Genomic DNA, 12,262 nt, shown 5'->3' with positions numbered 1-12,262 from the left:
TGCACCAAAACTGGGTCATGTAGTAGGCGTGCTTGGTCATCGTTTGATTACCAGTCAGATCGACACTGCACCAAAACTGGGTCATGTAGTAGGCGTGCTTGGTCATCGTTTGATTACCAGTCAGATCGACACTGCACCAAAACAAGCGTGGATGCGAGGCCGTCGCGCTGCTAGTTTGATTACCAGTCAGATCGACACTGCACCAAAACGGGTGGTGCGCACGCTGGGCCGCGCGGAGGTTTGATTACCAGTCAGATCGACACTGCACCAAAACTTGAAAGCTCGTTGGTACCGTATAGTTCCTGTTTGATTACCAGTCAGATCGACACTGCACCAAAACTGAGAGCGCCGTCGGATGGGAGCGTATCCGGTTTGATTACCAGTCAGATCGACACTGCACCAAAACTAACGATGTCGCTGGATTCGTCCAGCTGCTGTTTGATTACCAGTCAGATCGACACTGCACCAAAACTCTCTCCCCGTCATCGTTCTCGAAGTAGCCGTTTGATTACCAGTCAGATCGACACTGCACCAAAACTCGATGGTCGGGTACTTGGTCGAGATGATGGTTTGATTACCAGTCAGATCGACACTGCACCAAAACTGTCCGTAGCCCGATAGTGCAGTCAAGCAAGTTTGATTACCAGTCAGATCGACACTGCACCAAAACGCGCCCGTCGTTATCCATGGCACCATCAGTGTTTGATTACCAGTCAGATCGACACTGCACCAAAACCTTTTCTTATGGGAGCATCGAAATCACGAGGTTTGATTACCAGTCAGATCGACACTGCACCAAAACCAGAGTACGCTTGGATTCCCCAGCGCGGGTGTTTGATTACCAGTCAGATCGACACTGCACCAAAACCATTGGCGCAAATTCCCCACTGCAAAGGACGTTCGAATCTGACTGGAACGGTTCTCTAGCTCTCGATAAAATCCAGGTCAATCGCTCTTTTTTGTTCGTACTCATACTGATTCGCGTCTTGCTTGTTCTCAAGAAGCAAAACCCTTGTTTCTAAAAACGATACCTGCTCCAGGAAGGTTTCGAAATCGTTTTTTGATAAAAACGTCTTTAGATTCACGAACGCGATAACCCTCTTGTCCCCTGAGTCAAGAGCCAGAGAGAGAAAATTCAATAGGTTATCAAGGAACGACTTACTCCCCTGATAGCTTACTCCGAACCCCATGAATTTGAGATATCTCTTAAAGTCCCACTCTAGGCTAAATCCTAAATCGGTATTCATGCCCAGCCCAAGTGACATAAGCCTTGTAGCGAGGGACCCCTGAAGCTCCTCCACGGTTCGTCGAAGGTCCTCGTCTTCGAGATATTCGCGCTCAATTCGCTTAACTATCGAACCCATATAGGCACGATCATCCCAAGGCAAACTAAGCGGATTGTCCACCATTAGCAGAGTGTCCTTCGGCCTTAGCTCGTCTTCTCCATCCCAGATGGAATAGGGTTCGGTCGCATAGCGCCCCTCTCCAGACAGCATCGATTGCGCAATCCTGGTAAAGAGGGTTTGATTTTCCACCTCGACCGTCGAGCATCTGCCAGGCATAAGCTCAATGGGATTCTCGAGACCGGAGAAGACAAGCCTCATAGGACCAGCAACTCTTCCATCGTGTCTACCTCGTCATAAGCTTCACGCTTTCCCGTTATGTCTTCCATCGTCGAGAACTGCGCCTCCGTAACCTTCAGCACCTGAACAAGACCCGCCGGCGGTCTATTCTTGCGAAGGCGGACAAGAGCATGCCCCGCCGCCCCGTCGTTGACCACGAGCTTCGCGTAGACGGACTCCTGAAGGGGCAGATAGCCATCCTTGAGCAAGAACTTCCTAAATAGGCGATAGTCTTTGCGCTGCCTTGCCGTCTCGACAGGCAGGTCAAAGAAGCAGATGAGTCTCATGAAACGCAACCTCCCGAGCTCACTCATACGACATCGAAAGGTTCAATGGCATCGACCGACAGCCGCTTCGAAAGCGCATCGAGGCAGTCTTTGACGTACAGAGAGATCACCGAAGCAACTCGATATGAACCACCCCTGTATGGAATCGCCTGGTTGAGCATGTCAACAAGCAGCAACTTGTCGTCCTTCGTAAACTCACCTTCTATGTTGTCAAACACGATTCGGTCGACAATCGGTCTGAACGGCTCCATAAAATCGCAACTCAGATTGAACTGGTTGAAGTCGTTATGGTGGCAAATCCCCTCCTGGGTGAGATACCCCCTCGAGACAATCTCTCTATTCACAGAAGACAACAGCAGCGCATACCCGTAGTTCAAGGCAGCATTAATGGGGCCATCGTCGTCACGAGAGAAATCAGGACCAAAAAGGGAGCGGAAATACACATGCGCGGCATGCGCCTCACGATGCGTACTGTCCCCCGAGCGAACCTCGGCCGCAACCTTTTCAAGCAGCACAGCATCTTCTTCGCGAGCCCTCACGCCGAGCACGCGAGATTGATGCAGAATCTTGTCCCTTACGATTCGCTGCCAGACCTGCTTCTTTGCAACGGGACCCCATTCGAGCTGTTCGTCAATTCTGCCACTCGTATTATGGGCACCATACAGAGGGAGATACTGTCCCACGGGGTCATGACGCTCGTCGGACACGACAAGCGAAATCTTCGACTTGGCAAGCTCAGACATCAGATAAGCACTGATATACGCCTGGTTAGTATGCAGCACCAAGGTATGAAATTCCGATAGGTGGACCTTGGCCGTATCGTCCTCCTTGCGAACGACCATATAGCCACCCTTATATGACAGTTTGCAGGGGCTTTCGATGACAACGCTCCTAAAGCCCGACACGAGTCTTCCTCTCAAACATGCCGGTTACGGACTGGTCGATGATGACAAAGTCGTCAGGTACGCTGCTCCTCGCCGGCCTCAACCTTCCGGCTGTCTTCGCTCCTCCAATCGAGCTCAGGTTGATAGGCAATGATTTCTTATTACCGCGACACAGTAGCAGCAACTTTTCAATGAGGTCACACTGATCATTGAATGGAAGCTCAGCAAAAGAACTCTCGCGATCATCAAGGGAGAGGTTATCCTTCAACATCCCGCAATCAGAAGCAGCAAGCCTGGCTGCTATTAATTTGTAAACGATCTCGGTAAGCTCCGACTCCTGGCTTGACCGCCCCAAAACAGCGCAAATCAATTCCATTTCATCCAGCGAAAAAGCCAGCTGCGATGCGCACTTCATTTCTTCCTCACCTGTCACCCAAAGACGGCTACCGCCAATTTCAACCATTTGGTTCTTTAACAGGCGAGATTTCTTTATCTCGACGAGCGACAATCCCCTCCCCTCGGCGTCTTTGCGGGCATATTCTTCCAACGTTATGTTTCCCTTTGCCATCGCCGCTTCAATATAAACCGGCAACTGGACGAGCTTTAAGACACTCTTTTCACGCTTATCTTTTGCTTTATAAATAAAGAAATACGCTGCCGTCTTGCTGTCGTAACCACCATAGCTCAGAGGATCAAGACCCCGCTTCAGCTCTAGCTTCGGGTTTTTACGCTTCGCGATTGGATTGGCATTCCAAAACGCACCAGAATCTGCGTAAGGCATACGCGAGATGTAGCATTGACGGTAGTTGAGAACACGACGAATGCCTTCGACTTCGGCATTGGCATCCCACGTATCCTTGAAGACCTCTCCCGTTTCCCTATCGAACCCCGAGGTCAAGAAGCTGTTGATGACAAAGCCGGCCGAACCTGGCATCTGGTGGGTGCGATTGAAGATCTTTGCCTGAGAGCTCACGTAGTTCTTGACCACGCGCGCGTAGCCAATGGGATTGTCGTAAATGCCGGGGTGCCTCATCTGGATGAAGAGGCCAATGCGGCAGGCCAGGTATGCGTCATGGGCGTGGTGATAATCGTTCGCCTCGCGGCACTTCACAAACCCAACGGCTTCCCGGAGATCGTGAGACATGCTCGCCTTCACGGGAACAATCTTTGTCCCCTCGTCGGCATAGCGCGCCTCAAGGAGCGACTGGACAAGCTTGACCATCTGCGAGGTCTCGACCAGCTGACGCGCGATGAAGCTCTTCATCAGGCTGCTGTCTTCCTTAATTTCAGAGCGCTTCAGGTTGCTGAACTTCTTACGCCCAATTAGCCGCGCATCGTATAGGCTTTGCCAGTACGAGCCCCTTTTGCGTCTAATGCCCTCGTCAAGCAGCAGCTCGTCCGTCTTCCTCTGGTTCTCCTCGCGATACACGAGCGCCTTATTCTCAAGGCTATCATCCTTGATATAGGCACGAGGAATGATGTGATCCACCTCATAAAGACCAGCGTTCGAAAGCTGCTCGATTTTGATGCGGTGACCAGAGTACAGACACCTGCCGCGCTGCATGAAGTAAAGCGTGAGGCGCTCGTCAAGATCGGCGGGAGAGATCCCCTTGAACTCCTCCCAGACCTGCGGATCATCCTTCTTAATGGCGTCCAGAGCCGCCTTTAGCTGCTCATAGCGACGCCTCGTCCTCTTGCCCTTGTTCCTCTCGTCCTCATCACGCGTTACCTCGATGAAGATGTTCGCGGGAGCGTGGCCGGCAATGTCTACGATCTCGTCCACGATACGAATCGCCTGGTACAGGCTCCTACGAATCGCAGGAGACCCCGGTAGGTCATTGACGCCGAGACTGCTCCCCTCCTCGGCATAGTAGGCCCTGTTCGCGGCGTCGACCGCCTTTTGGAACCCAAGGTCCTCGTCACGAAGGGCCTCCATCATCACCATCGTCTCACCGTTGCGACGAGTCGAGTTGGGATTGCCCTCACGAAGGACGTCCATGATGGAAACCTTGCGCCCGTTCTGCGCGTCAACCTTAAGGCCACAGAGGAACTTCTTCGAGAGTCTTCCCCATCCCATGAAGCGCTTCTTGCTGCAGATTGCCTTGATCTGGGCGGTATCAAGAAGGCCACTCCCAGCGGCACCAAACTCGGCCTCCAGCTTCTCCTTGAGAATCCCACGGTCCTCAAAGAGCGTGCCCCACAGGATGATGGTCTCAACGTCCTCGAAGAGCTTGGTGCCGGGCACGATATCGTCAACGTGCAGAATATCCTTCGTGAAGAAGAACCACGAACTAAGCTTGGATTCCAGGGCCGAGGCACCTTGTCCGCCCTTAACATGCGCGTTGGGGGCATACCCATTCCGAACAAGCCAATCGGCAATCGCATCGTACTTGACCGTCTTATGTTTGTGGAAGAGGTCACGCACGATACCTTCGCGCTGTTCCCTGGTGAGCCTGGGCCAATTGTCGCCGTCATCGCTCCAGCGCACACCGTTAAGCTCATTGAGAACGCAGAACTCCTCGTAAAGCAGCGAGCACTTGGGCAGGGTTTTCTCACCCGCAAGATAGGTACAATCACCCGTCATACGGAGAATGAAGTTCTCGGCGCTCTTGTTTTTATCGATGACCTGGTCCCAGTTCCACGGAGTAATGACCGCATCCTCCATGCCGGGCTTACGCTCGGACCACTGGAAGCGATTCTTGCCATGAGCGTCCTGACGAGCGTTCTTGCCCGTCAGAGGTCCAACGTAATACGGAATGCGGAAGGAGACCAGGCTCTCGATCTTCGCGGCATCACGCCTGAGGAACGGATAGAAACGTCCCTGATTCTCGATGATTGCCTTGAGCTCCTCGAGGTGAAGCTGGTAGTAGATTGAGCCGTTGTCGCTCGTCTTGAGCCTGCGAAGGAATTGCTGCCTCTCGAAGCGAGCAATCATGTCCGCATAGTGCTCGTCTGAAGTCGCGCTCGTCCCCTTGAATAGCTTTTCGACTTCCTTTTTGAAATCGTCATAGCCAAGCTTGTGCAGGTTGTAGGCGGTGTATCCCTGGGCCTTGTCATAGCTGTAGTCCTCAGAGGGGTCCTCAGCGTCAAGCTCGTGGTAGGTGGGGCCACGGAAAAACGCCCTGTACGCCTCCTTGGAGCAGTATTCGCGCACAAGACCCTTGAGGATCTCCAGATCAGCGTCATACTGCTCGTACTTCTTGATCATGTTGGCAGAGATGCTCTCGCCGGGAGCATAGGAGAGCAGCCCCTGGAGCACAAAGGCAGAATAGACGCCACAAAGCGCGTCAAGCAGCTCGACGCTATCGTCCGGGCATGCTTCCTTAAGAGCGTCGAGGTCCTCCTCGGCACCAAGAGAGACCTTCGTCTTCTCGCAGGCGAAGTCTCCAAAGATGTCTTTGAACTCGGCGGCAAGGCCAAGCATCGCGTTGGCGAAAGCCTTGGAAGCCCTCTTAGGGTCAAGGTTCTCTGCTCCGGAGACGACAATGAGAGGCGCGATCTCCTGGGCAAGAGAGGAGCGGTTCAGCTTCTCCTCGTTACGCAGGATGTTGTCAAGCTGCTCACTCTTATCCGTAGGCTTGTCATAGTCATGAGACAGACACCACTCCGAAAAAGCAGCGAAGAACGCCTTGGATGCCTTTTTGGGGTTTGCATCCTCTGACCTCAGGTTCTTCTCGTCTTCGCGAAGGAAGTTGCCGCGATGCTTGACGATGTTGTGCATAGCAAGGTAGACGAGGCGGAGGTCAGCCTTCTCGTCCGTCTCCATTAGCCATTTGCGAAGGTGGTAGATAGTGGGAAAACGCCTGTAGTAGTCATCGATCGTAAAGTCATCGCCATTGAAGATCGGGTCGCCCTCGACGAGGCGGGACATGTTCAGGCGCGTAAAGAACTCGGGGTCAACCCGACTCATTTCTTCACTGAAAAGATCCTGGAGGAGGTTGAGGCGCCACCGACGGCGAACGTAACGACGACGCTGTCCACGATGGGCTCGCGCCTCGGACGCAGGCTGCGCGCTGTCGAAGAGTCTGCTACCCCATGTGGGTTGCTTCTTGAAATGAAGCAACTTGCCGTTCTCATCGACCACGGACCAGCCAACGGAGCCGGTGCCCATATCAAGGCCGATGCTGTAGCTCCCGCGATAGTTTCTGAGATTCATGGCAACTCGTCCCCTCGGTCGTGATACAGTCTGGGTGTCCTCCGATTACCAGTCGGATCGACACTGCGAGTCAAAATACGGCTTTGCCAAAAATGTCCTCCTTACGAGGACGCCCCGTAGGGGGCAATTTGACTTCGCCTGGAGCCTCCCATGGGAGGCTCCTTTGTTTTTCAGGATAACCCCTTTGCCCTCCCCCTCCATTCTGGCTGCTCGTTCTTCCCGTGAGCGGTTGCTCGAATCGTTGAATACGCGCTCTGTGCGTGAAAAGCGGCTCAGCTCTCGTATATAGATTCAATACTAGCGGCGCTTTCGGACATTAAGTTACTGCACAACGCCCCACGATACTTCTTAAACATAGAAGCAGGCGAGCGCACATGCGCCTACGCAAGAGCAGCAAGTACAAGCCGTCGGAGAAGGAGCATCGACTTCCCCCTCCTCAAGAGAGGTTTTTCAAATTGCAGCCATCTCAGGCGTAGCCCATCCCGCAATGACATCGCTCACGATTCCCCCGCAGCCCGCGAGCCCACCCCGTCGCGCAGCTTCGCTAGTCCACCTGCCACGAGCAGCGCAATGCACGCACAACCAACGGCGGCCTGCTCGGGGTAGAAGTCGGCGAAGTCACGCAGGCGCATGCCGGTCGTCGTGGGCAGCCGCGCGATAAGGGCGGGCACACCCACGTGAAGCGCCAGGGCCCAGGCGACGCGCACGGCACGCTCTAAGCCGCGCGGTCGAGCCATCTTTCGTCGCCAGCAGCCGCCAAGCTCGAGCTCGGCAGACTGAGCACGTCGACGGTATCGAGGATGACAAGCGCAGCCTGACACCAACATTCGGCACGCAATCCTCATCGGTCGCGTACGAACCCCCCATCGTTGACCGCCACGGCATCTTCGTATGCCTGTCGGTCAGCTGCCGTCTCAATCACACACGCAACTCAGCGTATAAATCCCCAAGGGTCACAAGCCGCAAGCCGCTGCCCTCGCTCGCCCGCTTCCTCATCCCGTCACTGAACTCTCTCTTTGAGAAGAGCACGTAGTGCTTTCGGTCGTAGCCACGAAGAAGCTCGGCACGACTCATGAGCGTTCGAAGCGCCCCGGACTCGTCGAACGAGTTCCGCCACTTGCACTCCCCAACGAGCAGCTCGCGCTCGATCGAATTGACCGCGACCACGTCAATGTCAGCCTCCTCGCGCGCATGAGGATCGGTCCCCCACCAGCGACCAAACTCCAGTGCGGCAAAGGGAAGCCGCCCAGCGATGCTCTCACGGCGCACCCACTGCAGGCATACGTTCTCGAACTGCTTGCCAACATACGTGAGAAACGCCTCGCCAGACGTACCGTAGCTCGCCACAGCGCGGCCCGCGCCTTCCTCGATCGAGCCAACGTACCTGCTCACGAAGCGATACCAGTAGGAGAAGAACGGGTCCCCGAACGTCCAGACCGCCCGCTTGGCCGCGGCTCCGCCTCCCAGCGGTTCGAGCTTCTCGATGATGCCGAGGCTCGCCAGCGACCTGAGATACTTCCCCACGGAGTTGGGGTTCATCCCCACCTTGTCGGCAATGCGCGAGGGCGACGTTGCCCCGGAGCCAATCGCATCCAGCACGGAATTGTAGCCCGCCGGCTCATGGAGCTCCTGCCGTAGCAGCATGAGGGGCTCCTCGTAGAGCAGGCCGGCCCGATCAAAGAATAGTTCGGAGACGTTCTCGGCGTATGTCTGCCCCGTATCTATCTGTGACAGATAATACGGCGTCCCGCCGAACGTCGCATAGTAGGCGACGAGCTCCTCGTCAGAGACCCCAGGGAGCATTCGGGCCGCATCGAGATAGTCAAAGGGAAGAAGCCTCAGCTGCATGGTCCTGCGGCCATAGAGTGGGCTCTTGCTCCCAAGGACCTCGCCCTCCATGAACCCCTCGTTGCTCCCGCACAGGATGAGCATGGCATTCGCCTGCGCAAAGCCATGGTCAATCGCGGACTGGAGGACGGAGGGCAGCGACGGGTCAGACTCCGCGGCATAGGGGAACTCGTCGAACACGAACACGAGAGGCCGCGGGCCTTCCCAAGAGCGCACTTTCTCAACGATGAAGGACAGGGCATCGTTCCATGTGGCGAAGGCAGGCAGTGATGCGGGCAACGAGAACGCCTCATAGGCGGCCGCGCTGAACAGCTCAAGGTTCTGCCTTGTAGTCTTTTGCTGTGCAGTGAAGTAGAGCGTCGGCTTGTCTCTGACGAACTCGTCGATGAGGGTTGTCTTGCCCACTCGACGCCGGCCGTAGATAACCGCCATCTGGAATCCGCCCTTGGCGTACGCACGCTCAAGCGAGTGGAGCTCGCTCTCTCTTCCGACGAACATAAGTGACACCGTCCATTCAAACACGTACTCTAGAGTACCGTACTCAACAGTACCGTACTCTAGAGTACGTGTAAAGAAAGCGCTTGAACGTGATGCCAGCCAAGAATCGCCGCCTGGTTTCTGCGCATTCTCGCGCCCCTGGGGCCGAGAACTGCGTCAGGACCAGACGGCGATTGTATGCGGGACGCCCCTACCCCTGGTTCTTGAACAGGTTGCGGTTCAGATTCCCGACGGCAAACATCACCGCATAATAGACGTCCAAGCCAAACTGAGTCATCGCACCAGAAATCCTCGCACAGGAGCAGCGAGCGAGAGCCTCCCTCGCGACGAATTGCAGCGTCATTCCCACGGTCCTTAACGGAAGCCTATGGAATTAGGTTAATGCCGGATGTACCCTATTTTAATGCGCAACAAAATAGTGGTGTTACGCTCGGATTTCTTGGGCATTAGGTATTTGAAGTCGGGTTTTCAGATGTCGACGCCGTCGAGCGGGCTCGCGAATGGTCTCCCAAAACCGCGAGGCCCAACAGACGCGGTCGCCTGCCGGGCCTCGATATTGTCGGCGCGCTGCCAACAGCAGCTATCCGATGGCCGCGCTTTGTTTGAGCTCCTCGGAGAGTGCCTCGCTCGAGCGCGCGCCGGAGACGATGTCCTGGATCCAGGCGTAGTAGCGGTTCGTCGCGGGGTCGTCCGTATCGTCGAACGCCACGCAGGCGCCGGCGCTTCGCAGGATGGCGAGCGCGGCAGTCAGGGCCGTCCTCTTGTTGCCGTCCTGGAACAGGTGGTCTTTGGCCAAGTGCTGCGCGAGGTAGGTCGCCTGGTCGAAGAGGTCTGCGAACCTCCCCGCCGGAGACTGGCCAAAATACGTGCAGAACGTCGCCGCGAGCACAGATTGCAGCTTCTCGCGCGCCGCCGGCACACCCCCGTCTGTCGGGCTTGGCGAATAGAGCGCGAACTCCTCCCCCAGCCCCTGCTGAAAGGCGCAGATCGTCGCGGACAGATCCTCGATGGCCTCCTCCTCGTCAAGCACGAGGGCAGGCACAGCCGGGTACATCTCGTCCATGGTCTTCATCAGGAGGTCTCCAGCATCTTGAGGGCACGGGGCATGTTCCGGGCAACGGCATCGAGCGTCGCGGAGAAGGGCTCGGGCCTGCTCGCATCCGCGCTCGCGTCCGCCGAGGCCTCGATCGCGTCAGATGCGATCTCGGCTTCACGGCCTGGCGCATAGACCCTGGCCCACGCGCCACCCGGGCGGCGCACGAGGCTGACGAGATCGAACGCGGACAGCGGGCCATACTTCTCCGCGACGGAGTCAATCAGGCGGGCAGCGTCCGACTTGACCTCCACATGCTTGATCGGCTCGGTAATCGCCGCGTTGCCCCACTCGCCAAACGCATGGATGACGGCGGGCACCACCGGGCCGCACTGCCAGGCCTCGATGCGGTCCTCGAAAAGTGGCTCACCCGTCATGGCGACGGCCTCGGCTTGCACGAGGTAGACCAGCCTGTTGAGCTTGTGGATGGTGGCGGGATAGCACCTCCCCCATCTCTCGATCAGGTAGTTCGCGACTTCGACGCCCCTCATCCTGCCTCCTCGCTCTCAATCGAAACGTGCCGGCTTACGTGTTTGCATCATTCTAGGGTGGCCAAGGCGAACAAGAGCCCAGCTTGTCAGCTGAAATGGGCAGCGCGACCGGCCGGCATTCACCACCTCTTGCCAAACGAGGCCCGGCAAGCGCGTCGCCTGCCGGGCCTCGATCTCGCTGGTTATCACGCAACTCGCGTGAGCCACGGGCCAGACTCGCTCGCCCGCTCACCTCACGCTCGCCGTTCCCCCGCCGCTACTTCAGCGTGGCGTACATCACGGCCTTGATGGAGTGCATGCGGTTCTCGGCCTCGTCGAAGACCACGGACTTCTCGGACTCGAAGACCTCGTCCGTGACCTCCATCTCGGCGATGCCAAACTGCTCGTTGACCTCGACGGCCGTGGTGGTGTTGAGGTCGTGAAAGCTGGGCAGGCAGTGCATGAAGATGGCGTTCGGCGCGGCCTTGGCCATGGCCTCGGCGTTGACCTGGTAGGGCGAGAGAAGCTTGATGCGCTCGCCCCAGATGTCCGCCGGCTCGCCCATGGAAACCCAGATGTCCGTGTAGACGACGGTGGCGCCGGCGAGGCCCTCGTCGAGGTCCTCGGTCAGGGTGATGGTGCAGCCGTTCTCCGCAGCGATCTTGCGACACTCCTCCACGAGCTCCGCGTCCGGCATCTGGGCGGTGGGGCCGCAGGCGCAGAAGTCGAGGCCGAGCTTGGCGCAGACGACCATCAGAGAGTTGCCCACGTTGTTGCCAGCGTCGCCCATGAAGGTGAGCTTGTTGCCGGCGAGCTTGCCGGTGTGCTCGCGGACGGTGAGCATGTCGGCAATCATCTGCGTGGGGTGGAACTCCGTGGTGAGGCCGTTCCAGACGGGGACACCGGCGTTGTTGGCGAGGTCCTCGACGATGCTCTGGGCGAAGCCGCGGTACTCGATGCCGTCATACATGCGGCCGAGCACGCGGGCGGTGTCCTCGATGGACTCCTTCTTGCCCATCTGCGAACTCTTGGGATCGAGGTAGGTGACGCCCATGCCGAGGTCCATCGCGCCGACCTCGAAGCTGCAGCGCGTGCGCGTGGAGGTCTTCTCGAACAGCAGCACGACGTTCTTGCCGTGGAGCCAGTCATGGGCCTCGCCGGCCTTCTTCATGGCCTTGAGCTCGGCCGCGAGGTCGATGAGGTAGAGGATCTCGTCCGGGGTGTAGTCGAGGAGCTTGAGGAAATTGCGACCAGAAAGGTCGACGCCCTTCGCCGCGTAGGTCTCGTCCGCCTTGGTGTGGTTCATGATGATCCTCTCGTCTGGCCGCGGTATGTTATGCGTAAATGCGGCTGTTATATTCATTATCTTGCATAAATAGTGCCATTTAGAACATTTCGTGATTA

10 protein-coding genes and 1 CRISPR repeat array are annotated in these 12,262 nt (G+C 56.8%); all 10 genes read right to left on the bottom strand.

Annotated features, from left to right (window positions below; all coding sequences use genetic code 11):
* Window positions 1-41: 41 nt before the first annotated feature.
* Window positions 42-868: a CRISPR direct-repeat array (repeat unit 36 nt; unit sequence GTTTGATTACCAGTCAGATCGACACTGCACCAAAAC).
* A gap of 55 nt (window positions 869-923) precedes the next feature.
* Complete coding sequence (gene csn2 / locus Q0H23_RS05325; protein ID WP_293836408.1) at window positions 924-1,604, bottom strand: type II-A CRISPR-associated protein Csn2; 681 nt, start codon at window positions 1,602-1,604, stop codon at window positions 924-926.
* A complete protein-coding gene (cas2, locus tag Q0H23_RS05320) occupies window positions 1,601-1,909 on the bottom strand; it encodes a CRISPR-associated endonuclease Cas2 (protein ID WP_293836406.1) in 309 nt (102 codons plus the stop codon). The genes csn2 and cas2 overlap by 4 nt, the downstream gene beginning before the upstream one ends.
* Window positions 1,910-1,932: 23 nt before the next feature.
* Complete coding sequence (gene cas1, locus Q0H23_RS05315; protein WP_293836403.1) at window positions 1,933-2,814, bottom strand: type II CRISPR-associated endonuclease Cas1; 882 nt, start codon at window positions 2,812-2,814, stop codon at window positions 1,933-1,935.
* Window positions 2,801-6,949 carry a type II CRISPR RNA-guided endonuclease Cas9 gene (cas9, locus tag Q0H23_RS05310; protein WP_293836401.1) on the bottom strand — a complete coding sequence of 1,383 codons (4,149 nt, stop codon included), beginning with the start codon at window positions 6,947-6,949 and terminating at the stop codon, window positions 2,801-2,803. Before cas9 ends, cas1 begins: the two co-directional genes overlap by 14 nt.
* A 497-nt stretch (window positions 6,950-7,446) precedes the next feature.
* The gene (locus tag Q0H23_RS05305; protein ID WP_293836399.1) at window positions 7,447-7,686 is read right to left on the bottom strand and encodes a hypothetical protein; all 240 of its coding nucleotides are present in this window, start codon (window positions 7,684-7,686) and stop codon (window positions 7,447-7,449) included.
* Between the two features lie 181 nt (window positions 7,687-7,867).
* The gene (locus tag Q0H23_RS05300; RefSeq protein ID WP_293836396.1) at window positions 7,868-9,295 is read right to left on the bottom strand and encodes an ATP-binding protein; all 1,428 of its coding nucleotides are present in this window, start codon (window positions 9,293-9,295) and stop codon (window positions 7,868-7,870) included.
* 190 nt (window positions 9,296-9,485) lie between these two features.
* Window positions 9,486-9,638, bottom strand: coding sequence for a hypothetical protein (locus tag Q0H23_RS05295; RefSeq protein WP_293836393.1), 153 nt, complete (start codon window positions 9,636-9,638; stop codon window positions 9,486-9,488).
* A gap of 237 nt (window positions 9,639-9,875) precedes the next feature.
* On the bottom strand, window positions 9,876-10,367 hold the full coding sequence (locus Q0H23_RS05290; RefSeq protein ID WP_293836390.1) for a Fic family protein: 492 nt from the start codon (window positions 10,365-10,367) through the stop codon (window positions 9,876-9,878).
* Entirely contained in the window at window positions 10,367-10,879 is a 513-nt protein-coding gene (locus tag Q0H23_RS05285; RefSeq protein WP_293836387.1) for a type II toxin-antitoxin system antitoxin SocA domain-containing protein, read from the bottom strand. The genes Q0H23_RS05290 and Q0H23_RS05285 overlap by 1 nt, the downstream gene beginning before the upstream one ends.
* Before the next feature lie 256 nt (window positions 10,880-11,135).
* On the bottom strand, window positions 11,136-12,164 hold the full coding sequence (gene argF / locus Q0H23_RS05280) for an ornithine carbamoyltransferase (RefSeq protein WP_293815924.1): 1,029 nt from the start codon (window positions 12,162-12,164) through the stop codon (window positions 11,136-11,138).
* Window positions 12,165-12,262: the final 98 nt, after the last annotated feature.

The organism is uncultured Parolsenella sp. (genome assembly GCF_934660935.1).
GTDB lineage: Bacteria > Actinomycetota > Coriobacteriia > Coriobacteriales > Atopobiaceae > Parolsenella.
The sequence above is the reverse complement of the archived record's forward strand: the minus strand, read 5'-3'. Positions and strand labels throughout refer to the sequence as shown.